This window comes from Kaistia terrae (genome assembly GCF_026344005.1).
In the GTDB taxonomy this organism is placed as follows: domain Bacteria; phylum Pseudomonadota; class Alphaproteobacteria; order Rhizobiales; family Kaistiaceae; genus Kaistia; species Kaistia terrae.
This window is the reverse complement of the sequence record NZ_JAPKNH010000008.1, coordinates 128,473-143,584: the sequence shown is the minus strand read 5'-3', so window position 1 is coordinate 143,584 and position 15,112 is coordinate 128,473. Positions and strand designations below refer to the sequence as shown.

Here is a 15,112-nt window from a genome sequence, read left to right as displayed (position 1 = left end):
CATCGCGACGTCATATGCCAGGGCGCAGCCGGCGTCACGGGCGAAATGTATCAAACTGCCGCGACGGCTTGGCGCGAGGGCGCGTTTGACGCGGCAAGGCCGGGAGAGGCATCATGCTACGCTCGTCGGTCACGAGGAGTGCCGATTGAATATCGCTAAGGTGATGGACGTCAAAGCAGAACCATTGCAGCCCGGTGTCGACGCCCAGGCTTCTGTGCCGGACGTTGCACCCGCGCGTCCGCGTCGGCATGGCTTTGGCCTGTCGATCAAGCTGATCCTGTTGACCATTGTCTTCGTCATGGTCAGCGAAGTCGCGGCCTTCGTTCCCTCTGTCTCGAGCTATCGCACCCGCTTTCTCGAAGAGAAGCTCGCCACGGCACAAGCGGCAAGCGTTCTGCTCGGCTCATCGGCCTGGGCCGACGTGCCGCGGTCGATCCAGGACGAGCTGCTGGCATCCGTCGGCGCCACGGCCATCGTGCTGCGCACCGGCAACGCGACCCGCCTTCTCGCCGCCGTCGAAATGCCGCCAACCGTCGACGAGGTGGCGGACCTGCGCGACACGTCGATGCTGCGCGCGGCCGCTGCCGCCTATTCGACACTGACGGCGTGGACGCCCCGCACTCTGCGCGTGATCGGCCCGACGCGCGACGGCAAGAGCCTGGAGCTCGTCATTAGCGACAGAACGATGCGCGCCGGCATGATCCGTTTCGCCGGCAACATCCTCCTGCTCTCCGCTGTGATCTCGATCCTGACGGCGACGCTGATCTATTTCAGCCTGCAGCGTCTGCTGATCCGGCCGATGCGTCGGCTGGCCCAGGCGATGGTGCGCTACTCGGAGGATCCGGAGGACAAGTCGCGCATCATCGAGCCGAGCGGGCGCTCGGACGAAATTGGTATCGCCGAGGACAAGCTCGCCGCGATGCAAAGCCATCTGACCGAATCGCTGGCCCAGAAGCGCCATCTCGCCGATCTCGGCCTGGCGGTGTCGAAGGTCAATCACGACCTTCGCAACCTGCTCGCCTCGGCGCAGCTCTTCTCCGATCGAATCGCTGCCTTGCCGGATCCGGCGGTCCAGCGCTTTGCGCCGAAGCTGATCGCTACCCTGGGTCGCGCCATCGACTATTGCCAGACGACGCTCACCTATGGTCGGGCGCGGGAGCGCGAGCCGCAGCGCCGCCTCGTCGATCTTGCCCGGATTTGCCACGAAGTCGCCGACGTGCTCGGGCTGGAGCAGCATGCGACCATCGTCTTCGACAATCGTATCGAGGCCAATTTCGAGGTCGATGCGGATCCCGACCAACTGTTTCGCGCGTTGCTGAATCTCTGTCGCAACGCCGTGCAGGCGATGGATGGCGAGGGCGATCCGGCCGTCGTGCGTCGCCTTTTCATCGAAGCGCGGCGGGAGGGGAGCGTCGTCGTCATTCGGGTCTGCGACACGGGCCCCGGCGTTTCGGCCAAGGCGCGGCAGCACCTGTTCCAGGCCTTCCAGGGCGGCGTTCGTCCGGGCGGGGCAGGCCTTGGCCTTGCCATCACGGCCGAGATCGTGCGCGCCCATGGCGGCGCGATAGCACTGCTGGATCAAAGCGCGCCGGGGGCTGTGTTCGAGATCTCCTTGCCCGATCGGCCGATTGCCTTTGATCTGGCGGCTCGCGCCCGGGTCGGCTAGGTCGTCGGATGTTTCTCCACAGGCAGCTCCAACTCGACGCTTGCAATCGGAGGAATGAGGCTGTAGCAATCCCCTCGTCGACGGCCTGAGGGTCGGCGCGGCGCCCCGGGGGTTTGATCCAGGGCGGTGCAAGCGACAGGCGCCCGTAGCTCAGCTGGATAGAGCACCAGACTACGAATCTGGGGGTCAGGAGTTCGAATCTCTTCGGGCGCGCCATTTACTTCAAGAAAATCAACGACTTGCCGAAGCGCCCTCCGGGGCGCTTTTTGCATTTTGGCTCAGCCTTGGGCGGGCAACTAGGGTTGCCTGCGCGTCCGTATGGATAAGCGGTAGAGTTAGCCCTGCAGAATGGATTGCAGGGCCGCCCGCGCTGCGTCCGTCGAGGCGGCGGAAAAGGCCGGCATGCTGGCGGAGGTGTGAGGGCAAGGCTATTCGCCGTCGTGATCGACGCTTTGCCCGGTCAACTTGGCTACTCAGCGCGTCCCGGATGATGAGCAGGCATTGATGTCGGGCGTGCCGCCGGGGCCGCAGGCATTGACCGGCTGCATCGCCTTGATCGCCGGCGAGTTCGGGTCGCTGGTGCAGCCACCGAGGCCGAACAGGCCCGCTATCAAAAAGAGTATGGCACTCGATTGGCGCATGATAATCGGCCCGTGATTTGACGTGTTTCAAGTGCAAATAGGGTTGGTTGATCGGATGGCCATGTCCTCGCCCAAATAATTCCTTCGCAGTGTGGTGAACGACGCCTGGGGTGGCGTTGCCATCACGTCTCTCTTTTCCGCACAGGACTGGTTGCCTTTTCGACCGTTCGCCAAAGGACGATGCCCCGCTGAGGGCAGGGCATCGCCACGATCGACTGCTAGAGACGGAGATTACTGGAGCGAGGTACAGAAAGCCTTCACCGCCGACGAATAGCGCAGCGGTTCTGCTGTGACATTCTGATTGCAGGTGTTCTTTGCGGCCGTCAGCTGCTCGGGCGTCAAATTGGCTGCACCCTGAGTAATGTCATACCCGAAGACATCCGTATCTGGCACCTGCACCTGAGCATCCGTGCCGCTGGTCTGGCCGCTCTGGGCCGCGCCTTGCGCCGCCGGTGCGGGGGTGTCGGTAGACTGTGCCATCGCCGGCGATGCGAAGAGGAGCACAAGGGCAGCGGTGGCTACGGTATATTTAAGAATAGTCATTTATTCCTCCGATTTGCCAGGCCGCGCAGAATAAAACATCCACCCTACGGGCCGATCAATCAGTCGATCTATTCGACCGAGTAATCAATAAACGGAATGGCCTAGAATTGGTTCCGAAAAACTTACGGTCATCGCGGCTGTGCCGTTCGCTTCCGCAGAGGAATTGTTTTGGCTTACGTGCATCACGAGTCGCGATAGCCATCAGAAAAATGCTGAGACTGGCACCATGCGCGCGGGAATCAGATAGGCCGTGCGGCTGTAACTAGCCGAGCATCGATACGCCGGAAATCATCAGACGGTTATTCGAGGCGCCCTCTGGGGCGCTTTTTACATTCTGGCTCGGGGTGATCGAAATCGCTGGCAAAAAACTGCGGCCAATGGCGGCTATCAACGGAATAGCTGGTCATGGAGATCGATGGGTTCGGCGTTTCATGCGCCTGCTGGTGCCTTGCAGCGAAGCTCTGCGACAAGCGGGAGTCTGGTTGCCGACGGCGAAAAATCCACAGCGTCGAAGATGCAATCGATCGGAGTTATGCATCCTCGGCGCTTGAGGTCGTCTCGCTATTAAGGGTGCCAATTCCGGCGTCGATCCAGGCGCGCGTCTGATCAAGCACCTCGTTTGAAAGCGCCTCATCCTCGATCGCGCGGGCTATGATCACAGCCCCCACCATGGCCGCCCAACTGCCGATCGCCGCCCGGCGCTTTTCTGTCGCGCTCGCTTCGGGTAGCGCAGCGCCAATCCGGTTGATCTGCGATCGGACGCCCTCTGTCATGGCTGAACGCGCGGCCGTCGTTTGATGACGGATATCCGAAGCCAGGCCTGCTGTCGGGCAACCGCCGGCAGCATTGTCGCGATGCAGGGGTGACAGATATGTGTCGAGAAAAGCCTGGAGATTGCCCGTACCCTTCGCGTCCCCCGTGAGGACGTGGGCAATGGCTTGCGCGATCAGGTCATCCTTCGACGTGAAATGACCGTAGAAGCCGCCGTGGGTCAGGCCCGCCGCCTTCATGACTTCAACCACGCTGACGGCGTCGAACCCCTTCTCGCGGAACAGGTGACTGGCAGCGTCCAGGATCCGCCTGCGATTCTCCGCCATCTGCTCGCGAGTTACCCGCATTTTTGAAATCTCCGTCCGAGTCGTTGACATTTTCATGATGGTCATCATATTTGGCGCTCATTCATGATCATCATCATGAATATAGGTTTAATCACTAGAGAGAGCAACGCCATGGCTGTCCTTCCGTCAGTCCTCATCACAGGCGCGTCCACCGGTATCGGCGCCACATATGCGGATCGCTTTGCGCGTCGCGGGCACGATCTCGTGCTGGTCGCCCGTGACAAGGCGCGTATGGAGACGCTCGCGGCCCGTCTGCGAGCCGACAACGGCGTCACCGTCGACATTCTTCAGGCCGATCTGACGCAACCCGGCGATCTGGCGGCCGTGGAGGCGCGGTTGCGCGACGATGCCCGCATCGGGATCCTCGTCAACAATGCGGGCGCGGGCCTGGCGGGCGGTTTCGATCAGCAGCCGGTCGATGATGTCGAACGGCTCGTGACCCTCAACACGACGGCCGTTGTTCGGCTGGCCAGCGCTGTAGCGCCACGTTTTGTCGAGGCAGGCGAGGGCGCCATCATCAATATCGCGTCGGTCGTTGGGCTCGTGCCGGAGTTCGGCCAGACGGTCTACGGCGCCACCAAGGCTTTCGTCCTCTACCTGTCGCAGGGGCTGAGTTTCGAACTCGCGCCGAAGGGTGTCTACGTGCAGGCGGTGCTGCCCGCGGCGACACGCACCGAGATCTGGGAGCGCGCAGGCGTCGACGTCAATACGATCCCGGGCGTGATGGAAGTGGGCGAACTGGTGGATGCCGCTCTGGTTGGTTTCGATCGGCGTGAGCCGATTACCATCCCGCCGCTTCCGGATGCAGGCCAATGGGACGCCTATCAGGCCGCGCGCCAGCAGATGATCCCGGGCTTCGGCCAGGCTCATGCAGCAGAACGCTATCGGAACGCCTAGGCAGGAGTGATCGACGTCGCCCTCGCGCCAAGCCAGGCAGCGGCTCGATCGCCCCTCAACCTGATATCGTACGGCTGCGGCAGAGCTAGGAGCTTCTGCCGCAAAGACTAGGAGACGCCCCACCATGAAGGCCTTCATCCTCGACAGATACAAGAAGAAGGGAGCCTTGCGCGTCGGCGAGATGCCGGACCCGGTGGTGGCGCAGGATGACGTTCTGATCGAGATCCATGCGGCCGGGCTCAATCTCCTGGATTCAAAGATTCGCGATGGCGACTTCAAGCTCATCCTGCCGTATCACCTGCCTCTTATCCTGGGCCATGACCTGGCCGGAACCGTCGTTCGGATCGGATCGAACGTCCGGCGCTTCAAGCCTGGCGACGAGGTCTATGCCCGGCCGCGCGACGGCAGGATGGGTGCGTTCGCGGAATTCATCGCCGTGAACGAAGCCGACGTGGCGTTGAAGCCGAAGAACCTTACCATGGAGGAAGCGGCTGCCATTCCCCTTGTCGGCCTGACCGCCTGGCAGACGCTGGTGGAGCGGGCTCAGCTGAAAAGAGGGCAGAAGGTCCTCATCCATGCCGGCTCCGGCGGCGTTGGCACGTTCGCCATCCAGCTGGCGAAGTATCTCGGTGCGACCGTAGCGACGACGACCAGCACGGCCAATATCGACCTGGTAAAAAATCTCGGTGCCGACGTCGTCATTGACTACAAGACACAGGATTTTTCAAAGATCCTGTCCGATTATGATGTCGTCCTCAACAGCTTGGACGGTGCTACGCTCCAGAAGTCGCTGGCGGTGCTGAAGCCCGGCGGAAAGCTGATTTCGATCTCCGGTCCACCAGACCCGACATTCGCCCGGGAACAAGGGTTGAACTGGGTCGTGCGGCAGGTCGTGGGCCTGCTGAGTTTCGGAATCCGGAAGAAGGCCAGAGCCCAGCGGATCGGCTACTCGTTTCTCTTCATGCGGGCCAATGGGGAACAGCTGAGCGAAATCGCGGGCCTCATCGAGGCCGGCGCCGTTCGTCCGGTCCTAGACCGCATATTCCCGTTCGAGGCGGTCAACGAGGCTCTCGCCTTCATCGAAGCCGGCCGCTCCAAAGGCAAGGTCGTCGTCAAAATCAAATAGTGAGGGCGGTGATTGCGCGAGTTGGAGGCTGTTCATGCGCCTCATGGCGTCGCCCCGGTTGCCGATGTCCGAATCCGGGGCGATTGATCCCGCTGCTCCCTCTTTCCTATTCGCTGCTGATCCGTTAGGTCAGTTGGGAAAGTGGGGGGATATCATGACATTCGCAGCGACACTGATCCTGATTGGCCGCATCATTCTCGGCCTGTTCTTCGTCATCGCCGGCATCCGCAATTTCCTGAATTTTGCCAAGGCCAGCGCATCCGAGACCAATTACGGCTTCAAGCTGCCGGCGCCGGTGGTGGCACTCGGCTTTGCCTCACAACTGGTGGGTGGTCTCTCCGTCACGCTCGGCATCCTGCCCGGCTGGGGCGCCGCGCTGCTGATCCTCTTCCTGATCGGCGCCACGACGCTGTTCCATAACTTCCTGCTGTTCCAGGGTGAGGCGCGGAAGCCGCATCTCTATTTCACCCTCGTGAACTGCGCCCTCGTCGGCTACTGCCTGATGGTGATCGGCCTCGCCCTCTGAGCGTAGACGGCATCGCGGCTTTCCTATTCGGGGCGTGCCTTCCAGGCGCGCCCCGATTTCGTCAGTGCCGCCTTCAGTGCGAAACCGAACTGGAGAAGACGTTGACGATGATGACGCCGACGATGATGAAGCCGAGGCCGATAAGCGCGGCGGCGTCGAGCGTCTGGCGGAAGAGTACGACCCCGATCGTCGAAATCAGCACGATGCCGAGGCCACTCCAGATCGCATAGGCAATGCCGACCGGCATCGTCCGCAGCACGACGCTCAGGAAATAGAAGGCCGCGCCATAGCACAGCGCCATGCCGAGGGTAGGCCACGGCCGGGTGAACTGCTGCGATTGCTGCAATAGCGTGGTACCGATCACCTCGAGGGCGATGGCGACGCCAAGCGAAGCGTAGGTTGCAAGGGCCGGGTTCATGGCCTGTCTCTCTTCATGGTCATCTCGACGAGGGTTTCGCGCAGTACGCCGCGATCCATCCGCAGCGCCATATCCACGTCGGTCAGGTCGGCAAGCCAAGCGCCGTCCGCCGCGTAGCGGACGATCTCGAGCGAAGGGCTGGAATCCGTATCGGCGTGCCGCTCTAATCGTCCGCGCAGCCAGCCGGACCAAAGTTTGCGAAGATTGGCGTCGGCCATCATCGAGATAGAGAGCGCGCGCCATGGGCTCGGCGCCTTCGATTCGATCAACCGCAGCGCCGAGATGACATAGGCGCGGGTGAAGCGACCCTGTACGACCGCGTCATCCTCCAGCAGCGCTTCGATCTCGTCGTCCAGCGCTCGCAGCAGGTCGTCAAAGACCCCCTCGATCAGCTTCTCCTTGCTGGGGAAGTGATGGAACAACCCGCCCTTCGTCACATTCGCGGCATCCGCGACAGCCTGGATTGTCACCGCGGAAAGGCCGCCCTCGACGGCGAGATTCGCGGCGCAGTCGAGCAGGGCGCGACGCACGAGTTCCGGTTGCTTCTTGCGTTCGTGGGCTTTTGTCATGCTTTAAACATACCGAACGGTCGGTATTTTTTAAAGAAGATTTTGCGATCTGTTTTGGGGCTTTTCAAGAAGGGAGGGGCCGGCGGCCGGCCCTCTGCTCGGCTTGGGAGTGAGCCCGTGCCGGCTATGGCCGGATGGCTAAGTGCATCACCGCCTAGAGCCAGGGGCGCGCAAGATGCGCACCCCTGAAGTCTGCGGTTCTATTTCTTGATGGCTGGCGCGGGGGCAGCCTGAGCGGCTGCGTCGGGTTGAGCCTTGAGATTCTTGGTCCCGACGGGAGTCTCGGGCTTTGGGCTGAAGCTTGTCGAACTGCCGCGCACTAGGGCGCCGCCAGTGCAGCCGCCGCCGATAGCCTTGGGCGGGTTGACGACAATCCAACCGCCGGAACTGTTCTGAGGGATGATCTCGCCGCCGGGACCGACGCAGCCCCATGTGCCGTCAGGGAAGAGCGTGATCTTGCCTTTTTTTACCTTGGCCATCGCCGTTCCGGACATGGCGACGGCGAGTACAAGGGACAAAGCCAGCAGCTTCTTCATTTCAGTTCCCTGCGAATTCGCCAGCGATATTGCTGGCTGACGCCGCAGCCTAGTCGTTTCTGCTCTGAATACAGTATGACCGCCGTCACAACCCGTGCGCGAAAATTTCGCCTCGCAAAACAGCGGGTCCGAACGCCGTGCCTGACTCATGCGGAGACACCAGCGTCGGGAATCCTGACGCTGGTGCTCTATTGGTCAGTCGTTCAGTTCGGTGTCCGGCATCGAGACGAAGATCAGGACCGCGATGATGGTGATGAAGAAGTGGAACGCCGATTCGATGCCGTTCCAGGTCTGCGACATCCACATGCCGAACCATTCGCCGCCCACGGACAGGAACGCGACCTGCCAGACGAGAAAGCCGAAGGCGAGGCCGCCGATTGCCCACTTCTTGGATCGGTTGAAGGAGCGGGCGTCGGCGCCGAGGCGGCCGAGCATGGCGAAGGTGCCGATCCAGCACAGGATCGCCGTCAGCGTCTCGGCCGCGATGATCAGAATGTAGAAGGCGTGATGCAGCGTCGGGCTGGTGATGGCGCGATAGTGGATGGTGGCGTTCGGGAAGATCGTATCCATCATCAGGACGTGGCGCACGAACTCGAAGTTCGAGCCATAGTCCGTGATGTTGCCGAAGGCGACCAGTGTCGCGAAGAAGGCAATCGACGCGACGAGTGCTGTCTTGCTGATTCGAGTGATCTGCATGGCGTTTCCTCTTTGTTGTGAACCCAAAGCGATACGCCAAAGCTTCTACGGACAAGTAAACGCCATTTGGACACGCCATCATCGTCGATGACGCCGGTATTTCATCGCTCTCGTGTCCGGATGCCGGTGGATATAGCCATGCCCCGGCTCGCAACGGCCAACAGCCTAGCGATAGCCGGTCGCGTCGGTCGGTTTATCGGCTTCCTGCACTTCGACCAGATAGCGCCAGGCGTCCGGCTGCGAGCCGTCGAGATCGGTGAAGCCGTAGGCTTTTGCCAGTCCGCCGCTGGAAAGCGACTGGCCGTTCCAGCGGGTGCGGTCGGGGTCGGCCGCCAGAGCCGCGACGGCGCGCCCGACGAAGCGCGGCGTTTCCGAAATGACGAAATGGGGCTGGGCCGCGATCGCATCGCGCCAATTGTCCTCGCGAACGCCGAACGCCTCCAGCATCATCTCGGAGCGCAGCCAGCCGGGCGTCAGCGATACGGACGTCGCACCGTGTGGCGCCAGATCCCTGGCATGCGACCAGCCCATGCGGTTCACGGCCGTCTTGGCGAGATCGTAGAAGGGCGACAGCCGGTAACGCGTGGCGTTGTAGTCAGCCGTGCCGTCTGTCATCTCCACCAGTAGTCCGCCCGGATTGGCGATCAGGAGCGGTAGCGCGAAATGCGCGGTGATCAGATGGGTGTCGATGCCGAGACGGAGCAGGCGCAGTCCGTTTTCGAGATTGTGCTCCCAAACCGGCTTGTTCCATTCGAACAGCTTTTCGCCGCCCCAGATGTCGTTGACCAGGATATCCAGCTTGCCCTCGTCACGGCGGATGCGTTCGACCAGCGCGCGGACCGCGTCGGGTATGAGATGGTCGGTCGGCACGGCAATGCCGCGACCGCCAAGCGCGGTCACTAACTCGGCCGTCTCCTCGATCGTCTCAGCGCGCTGGTATTCCGATGGACGGTCGCGCGTCGTGCGGCCGCTGACATAGACGGTCGCGCCGGCTGCGCCGAGTTCGGCGGCAATGCCGCGCCCGGCGCCACGGGTTGCGCCGGCAACGAGCGCCACTTTCCCTTTCAAAGTCATGATTTTCTCTTCCTTTTGCCGCGCGGCGCGCTGGTCCGGGTGGTTCGATTCGTATATAAACAAATATTCGCTTATAAATGGATGTCAACATGCCGCGCCGGAAGACCTTGTCGGATGAAGCTGTTCTGCAGGCGGCGCTGGCGCTGCTGCATGAGCGCGGGCCGGAGGCGCTTACCTTCGAGAATCTGGCGCGCTCTTGCGGGCTATCCGGCTCGACGCTCGTCCAGCGTTTCGGCAGCAAAGCGGCGTTGAAGCAGGCGGCGTTGCTGCGCGCCTGGGACGGGCTCGACGAGAGGACAGCGGCGCTTGCCGCCGCTGTGCCCAGGAACCCCGCCGGGGCAATCGCGCTGCTGGTCGGTCTTTCCGATTATGGCGAGATCGAAGCCTATGCGGAGGGCCTGCTGGTGCTGCGCGAGGATTTGCGCGACCCGTTGCTTCGGGCCCGCGGCGCGCGCTGGCGGGCGGCGCTAGCCGAGGCTCTCGACGCCTGCTTCGTCGATACGGCGACCGCGCCGGCGGATATCGGTCTATTGATGGCGTCGCAGTGGCAGGGCTCGCTGCTTTGGTGGAGTTTCGATCCCGTGGGCGACGTCGCCGAGCATGTCCAGCACAGCCTGGTGCGCTTTGTTGCTGTGCTGCTGGCTGGCGAGCGCGGGCGTCGGTAGCAACGGCTGCGGAAATTCGCGTGTCTCGCATGCTAGGTCATGGCGCTTGGCCGGCGGGAATGGCACCTTGGCCGCATCGGACAGATCGCCGAGGCTGGCGCGGTACGACCGGCAGCGGGGGAGGGTGGCGCGAAGCGCCGCACCCTGCCGGAAAACAATTCGGGGAGAGACAAGAATGGTGGAATTGGCAGGCAAGGTGGCAATCGTCACCGGCGGGGCTACCGGCATCGGTTTTGGTGGCGCGCAGGCGCTGGCCGCTGACGGAGCGACGATCGTGCTGTTTGGGCTCGACAAGGGCGCGCTGGACAAGGCTGTCGCGGCGTTGGAGGCCGCAGGCGCGACGGCGCATGGCATTGTCGGCGACGTTTCGAGCAATGCGTCGGTCGCGGCCATGGTGGCGGAGACGGTCGAAAAATTCGGCCGCATCGACATCATCGTCAACAGCGCCGCGATCCAGCCCTATGGCACCGTCGAAACCATGTCCGAAGCCGATTGGGACCGCGTGCTGGGCGTCAATCTGAAGGGCACGTATCTCACCGCCCACCATGCCATTCCGGTGATGCGCAAGAACGGCGGCGGCGCGATCGTCAACATCGCCTCGGTGCAGGGCATCGCCTGCCAGACCAATGTCGCCGCCTATGTCGCCTCGAAGGGTGGCCTGCTGGCGCTGACCCGCGCCATGGCGCTCGATCACGCCAAGGACGGCATTCGCGTCAATGCGGTCTGCCCCGGCTCGATCGATACGCCGATGCTGCGTTTCGCTGCGAGCGAGAATCTCGACGGCAAGACGGAGGATGAAGTGATCGCCTTGTGGGGCGCCGCGCATCCGATCGGCCGGGTCGGACGGATCGAGGATGTCGGCGCGATGGTCGCCTTCCTGGCCGGCCCGCGGGCCGCCTTCTGCACCGGCGGCGAATACAAGGTCGACGGCGGCCTGCTGGCCAAGATCGGTGTCGTCCTGCCGGATTGAGGCGACGGACGTCGTCGGTTCACAATTAAAAAAGCCCCCGGTGAAGGCTCTTCGCGCGGGGGCTTTTTACTGGGTGAGGCGTGCTTATTCGGCGTCGGCGCGCAGGATGCCGATGCCTTCTTCGGTCAGGACGTAGCCGGCGACGCGCGTCCGGACGAGGCCCAACTCGATCAGTTTCTGCACGGCCTTGCCGTTGAGGCCGACATAGGGGCCGGGACGCGCGACGCGGGCCAGCGTCTTCAGCTCGATTTGATTCAGGTCGGTCTTCGAAACGGCCATGGCACGGATCCTCTCAATGATTAGCCGCGGACAATAGCGATTAATCCCATCAAGACTAGCGCTGCGCCGCGAATTGGTGAAGCCCGTCGGGCGCCGCGAAAATCGCGACGCCGAAGCGGTAGGGATGGGCTATTCCGCCGCCTCCAGCAGGCCGCGCTTCTTCAGCAGAGCGGATGGCTCCGGGTCGCGTCCGCGGAAGGCGCGATAGGCCTCATCCGGCTTGCGGCGATTGCCGGCCGAATAGACGTAGTCCCGAAGCTTGGCAGCGACGGTTGGCGCAAACAGGTCGCCAGCCTCCTCGAAGGCACCAAATCCATCGGCATCGAGCACTTCCGACCAGAGATAGGAATAATAGGCCGAGGAATAGCCGTCGCCGGCGAAGACATGCTGGAAATGCGGCGAGCGGTGCCGCATCACCATCGCCTCCGGCATGCCGATGTCATCTAGCACCTTCTGTTCGAAGGCGGGGGAGTCGAGGCCGTCGGTGTTGTCGAGCAAATGCAGTTCGAGATCGACCAGCGCTGACGACACGTATTCGACCGTGGCAAAGCCCTGGTTGAAGGTGCGGCTCGCCATCAGCTTCTCGATCAGGGCCTTCGGCATCGGCTCGCCGGTCTTGTAGTGCAGCGCGAAGCGCTCCAGCACTTCTGGCTGCTCAAACCAGTGTTCATAGAGCTGCGACGGGAACTCGACGAAATCGCGGGCCACATTGGTGCCGGCGATCATCGGATAGGTGACGTCCGATAGCAGCCCGTGCAGGCCGTGGCCGAATTCGTGGAACAGCGTGCGGGCGTCGTCGAAGGACAGCAGCGTCGGCTGGCCCTCTGCCGCCTTGGCGAAGTTCATCACGTTGACGATGACAGGCCGGATATCGCCGGTGAGCTTCTCCTGGCCGCGATATTCGCTCATCCATGCACCGGAGCGCTTGGAGGAACGGGCAAAATAGTCGCCGAGAAACAGGCCGACCGGGTTGCCGTCGCGATCCTTCACCTCGAAAACGCGAACGTCCGGGTGGTAGACGGGCACGTCGAAGCGTTCGGTGAAGGTGACGCCGAACAGTCGCGTCGCTGTGTCGAAGGCGGCCTCGATGATCTTGTCGAGCTGGAGATAGGGCTTCAGCTGGCTCTCATCGAGATCGAACTCGGCCTTGCGCCGCTTCTCCGAATAGTAGCGCCAGTCCCAGGCGGCAACGTTGAAATTGCCCCCTTCCGCTTGCGCCAGAGCTTGCAGCGCCTCGCGCTCGGCGATCGCCTGTGTGCGAGCCGGCTTCCATACCGATTTGAGCAGGCCCATCGCCGCTTCCGGCGTTTTGGCCATGGAATCGTCGAGCCGGTAATGCGCGAAGGTGGCAAACCCGAGCAGCTTCGCCCGCTCGGAGCGCAGCTTGACGGTTTCGGCGATGATGGCGCGGTTATCGGTCTTGCCGGCTTCGCCCCGCGCGGTCCAGGCGGCGAACGCCTTCTCGCGCAGGTCGCGCCGGGCGGAAAACTGTAGGAACGGCTCGATCGACGAGCGCGACAGCGTGATAACATGCTTGCCGTCGAGGCCACGATCCCTGGCCGCCTGTGATGCTGCATCGCGCAGGAAATCGGGCAGGCCGGCGAGATCGTCCTCGCCTTCCAGCGTCAAACTCCAGCTTTTCTCGTCGGCGAGTACGTTCTGGCCGAAATTGGTGCCGAGCGTCGCCAGTCTTTCGGCGATGGCGCCAAGCCGGGTCTTGGCCTCCGGCGGCAGGCCGGCGCCGGCGCGCACAAAACTGGTGTGATAGCGCTCCAGCACGCGGGCCTGCTCGGCGTCGAGCCCGTCATTGCCGGCCTTGAACAGCGTGTCGATGCGGTCGAACAGTTTTGCGTTCTGGTAGATGCCGTTGCTGTGCCGCGCCAATACGGGGGCGAGATCGAGCTCGATCGTCTCCAGCGCGTCGTTGGTATGCGCGCCGGTCAGGTTGAAGAAGACACTGGCGACGCGGTCAAGCTTTCGGCCGGCGCGTTCCATCGCAGAAATCGTGTTGTCGAAGCTCGGCGCCTCGGCATTGTCTGCAATCGCCGCGATCTCCGTCTCATGCTCGGCGATCGCCGCCTGGAAGGCGGGGGTATAGTGGTCGGGATCGATGGTGGCGAAAGGCGGGACGCCGAACGGCGTGTTCCAGGGCGCGAGAAGCGGATTGTCGACAGTCATGCGGGCCTCGGTGAGAATGAGCTGGCCCAGACATGGAGCCATCGGCCGCGCGGTTCAAGCTTAATGCCGGCTTCATTCCTCTCTATAGGAGAGAGACCAACCTCCTGTCCGATTCGAGTTTCGCCATGACTGCCTCCGCTCCGCCCCGTCCCCGCATGCTCGTCGTCGGCGATGTCATGACCGATGTCATTGTGCGACCGGACGGGCCGCTGGTCGTGGGCTCCGACCGGCGCGCCAAGATCGGCCTGTATCCGGGCGGCTCGGGCTGCAACCAGGCGGCCTGGCTGGCGCATTTCGGCATTCCCGTCGCCTTTGCCGGCCGGGTCGGCCGTCGCGATCTGGCCGAGCAGGAGCAGGCGCTGCGGGATGCCGGCGTTGTTCCGGTGCTCTCCGCCGATGACGAGCGCACGACCGGCATGCTGATCGTCATTCTTTCGGAGGATGGCGAACGCAGCTTCCTGACCGATCGCGGCGCCAATGACGGGCTTTCGGCCGAGGATCTGCCCTTTTCGATGCTGAACCAGATAGATCTCGTGCATGTCTCCGGCTATTCGCTGTTTACGCCGGGGCCGCGGGCGGCCGTGATGGCGCTGATGGCGGTGGCGCGGGCGCGCGGCATCACGGTGACCGTCGATCCCGCCTCGGTCGGCTTTCTTGAAGAGGTCGGCCCTTCGAATTTCCTCGGCTGGACCAGCGACGCCTCGATCATCTTCCCGAATGCCGAGGAAGCCTTGTGTCTCACCGGCACGCGCAACACGGCCGAGCAGATCCGTTTCCTGACGGCGCGTTATGACCTCGCCGTGATCAAGCGCGGCGCCGAAGGGGCCGAAGCGGCCAATCTTTCCGTCCGCCTCAAGGCACCCGCGCCCAAGGTCGAGGTCGCCGACACGACGGGGGCGGGCGACGCGTTTCTCGCTGGCTTCCTGGCGGCCCATCTTGCCGGCAAGGGCATCGATGCCTGCCTGCATCGCGGCGTCGAAGCCGGCGCCCGGGCAACGACCGTCCTCGGCGGCCGCCCCACGGCCGGCGACCCGCTCCCGCGCGTCTGGGGTGAGGTGTAGGGAGTAGCCGAGCCGGATTTCGGCTGGGGTGAAGCACGGTGTCGCCTCAAACGCGGCGTCATCCTCGTGGAGGCGAGGATCCATTCAGCTATTTTCCTCGCCGCCAGAACCTCCCCATGCCCCGGCTGCATGGATCCCGGGTCAAGCCC

17 protein-coding genes and 1 tRNA gene are annotated in these 15,112 nt (G+C 63.1%); 8 read left to right on the top strand and 10 right to left on the bottom strand.

Going from position 1 to position 15,112, the window contains the following annotated elements:
• The first annotated feature begins 520 nt into the window (after nucleotides 1-520).
• Together OSH12_RS20385 and OSH12_RS20380 are read left to right on the top strand one after the other, a co-directional pair.
• Nucleotides 521-1,666: a sensor histidine kinase gene (locus OSH12_RS20385; protein WP_407660764.1), complete on the top strand. Its 1,146-nt coding sequence runs from the start codon at nucleotides 521-523 to the stop codon at nucleotides 1,664-1,666.
• A gap of 139 nt (nucleotides 1,667-1,805) precedes the next feature.
• Nucleotides 1,806-1,882: transfer RNA gene (locus tag OSH12_RS20380), tRNA-Arg, on the top strand.
• 257 nt (nucleotides 1,883-2,139) lie between these two features.
• Here the strand turns inward: OSH12_RS20380 and OSH12_RS20375 are convergent.
• From OSH12_RS20375 to OSH12_RS20365, 3 genes are all read right to left on the bottom strand, one after another.
• Nucleotides 2,140-2,307, bottom strand: coding sequence for a hypothetical protein (locus tag OSH12_RS20375; RefSeq protein WP_266345456.1), 168 nt, complete (start codon nucleotides 2,305-2,307; stop codon nucleotides 2,140-2,142).
• Nucleotides 2,308-2,538: 231 nt separating this feature from the next.
• A complete protein-coding gene (locus tag OSH12_RS20370) occupies nucleotides 2,539-2,850 on the bottom strand; it encodes a hypothetical protein (protein ID WP_266345455.1) in 312 nt (103 codons plus the stop codon).
• Between the two features lie 530 nt (nucleotides 2,851-3,380).
• Nucleotides 3,381-3,968: a TetR/AcrR family transcriptional regulator gene (locus tag OSH12_RS20365; RefSeq protein ID WP_266345499.1), complete on the bottom strand. Its 588-nt coding sequence runs from the start codon at nucleotides 3,966-3,968 to the stop codon at nucleotides 3,381-3,383.
• 111 nt (nucleotides 3,969-4,079) lie between these two features.
• Between OSH12_RS20365 and OSH12_RS20360 the strand changes: the two genes are divergently transcribed.
• From OSH12_RS20360 to OSH12_RS20350, 3 genes are all read left to right on the top strand, one after another.
• Nucleotides 4,080-4,865 (top strand): SDR family NAD(P)-dependent oxidoreductase, encoded by a 786-nt coding sequence (locus OSH12_RS20360; RefSeq protein ID WP_266345498.1) that lies wholly within the window; start codon nucleotides 4,080-4,082, stop codon nucleotides 4,863-4,865.
• Between the two features lie 124 nt (nucleotides 4,866-4,989).
• Complete coding sequence (locus tag OSH12_RS20355) at nucleotides 4,990-5,991, top strand: NADP-dependent oxidoreductase (protein WP_266345454.1); 1,002 nt, start codon at nucleotides 4,990-4,992, stop codon at nucleotides 5,989-5,991.
• Nucleotides 5,992-6,145: 154 nt separating this feature from the next.
• Nucleotides 6,146-6,517 carry a DoxX family protein gene (locus tag OSH12_RS20350; protein ID WP_266345453.1) on the top strand — a complete coding sequence of 124 codons (372 nt, stop codon included), beginning with the start codon at nucleotides 6,146-6,148 and terminating at the stop codon, nucleotides 6,515-6,517.
• 73 nt (nucleotides 6,518-6,590) lie between these two features.
• Here the strand turns inward: OSH12_RS20350 and OSH12_RS20345 are convergent, their stop codons facing one another.
• The 5 genes from OSH12_RS20345 to OSH12_RS20325 form a co-directional block, all read right to left on the bottom strand.
• A complete protein-coding gene (locus OSH12_RS20345) occupies nucleotides 6,591-6,935 on the bottom strand; it encodes a DMT family transporter (RefSeq protein ID WP_266345452.1) in 345 nt (114 codons plus the stop codon).
• Complete coding sequence (locus tag OSH12_RS20340) at nucleotides 6,932-7,504, bottom strand: TetR/AcrR family transcriptional regulator (RefSeq protein WP_266345451.1); 573 nt, start codon at nucleotides 7,502-7,504, stop codon at nucleotides 6,932-6,934. Before OSH12_RS20340 ends, OSH12_RS20345 begins: the two co-directional genes overlap by 4 nt.
• Nucleotides 7,505-7,704: 200 nt before the next feature.
• Nucleotides 7,705-8,040 (bottom strand): hypothetical protein, encoded by a 336-nt coding sequence (locus tag OSH12_RS20335; protein WP_266345450.1) that lies wholly within the window; start codon nucleotides 8,038-8,040, stop codon nucleotides 7,705-7,707.
• 195 nt (nucleotides 8,041-8,235) lie between these two features.
• Nucleotides 8,236-8,736 carry a DUF2165 family protein gene (locus tag OSH12_RS20330; protein WP_266345449.1) on the bottom strand — a complete coding sequence of 167 codons (501 nt, stop codon included), beginning with the start codon at nucleotides 8,734-8,736 and terminating at the stop codon, nucleotides 8,236-8,238.
• A 165-nt stretch (nucleotides 8,737-8,901) separates the two neighbouring features.
• Entirely contained in the window at nucleotides 8,902-9,810 is a 909-nt protein-coding gene (locus tag OSH12_RS20325; protein ID WP_266345448.1) for an SDR family oxidoreductase, read from the bottom strand.
• 89 nt (nucleotides 9,811-9,899) lie between these two features.
• Here OSH12_RS20325 and OSH12_RS20320 point away from each other — a divergent pair, with 89 nt between their 5' ends.
• Together OSH12_RS20320 and OSH12_RS20315 are read left to right on the top strand one after the other, a co-directional pair.
• Nucleotides 9,900-10,475: a TetR/AcrR family transcriptional regulator gene (locus tag OSH12_RS20320; protein WP_266345447.1), complete on the top strand. Its 576-nt coding sequence runs from the start codon at nucleotides 9,900-9,902 to the stop codon at nucleotides 10,473-10,475.
• A gap of 175 nt (nucleotides 10,476-10,650) precedes the next feature.
• Nucleotides 10,651-11,445 carry an SDR family NAD(P)-dependent oxidoreductase gene (locus OSH12_RS20315; RefSeq protein WP_266345446.1) on the top strand — a complete coding sequence of 265 codons (795 nt, stop codon included), beginning with the start codon at nucleotides 10,651-10,653 and terminating at the stop codon, nucleotides 11,443-11,445.
• Nucleotides 11,446-11,529: 84 nt separating this feature from the next.
• Here OSH12_RS20315 and OSH12_RS20310 read toward each other — a convergent pair whose 3' ends face one another.
• Together OSH12_RS20310 and OSH12_RS20305 are read right to left on the bottom strand one after the other, a co-directional pair.
• Nucleotides 11,530-11,724, bottom strand: coding sequence for a hypothetical protein (locus tag OSH12_RS20310; RefSeq protein WP_266345445.1), 195 nt, complete (start codon nucleotides 11,722-11,724; stop codon nucleotides 11,530-11,532).
• Nucleotides 11,725-11,853: 129 nt separating this feature from the next.
• The gene (locus OSH12_RS20305) at nucleotides 11,854-13,902 is read right to left on the bottom strand and encodes a M3 family metallopeptidase (protein WP_266345444.1); all 2,049 of its coding nucleotides are present in this window, start codon (nucleotides 13,900-13,902) and stop codon (nucleotides 11,854-11,856) included.
• Between the two features lie 125 nt (nucleotides 13,903-14,027).
• Between OSH12_RS20305 and OSH12_RS20300 the strand changes: the two genes are divergently transcribed.
• A complete protein-coding gene (locus tag OSH12_RS20300) occupies nucleotides 14,028-14,963 on the top strand; it encodes a carbohydrate kinase family protein (protein ID WP_266345443.1) in 936 nt (311 codons plus the stop codon).
• The last annotated feature ends 149 nt before the right edge of the window (nucleotides 14,964-15,112 follow it).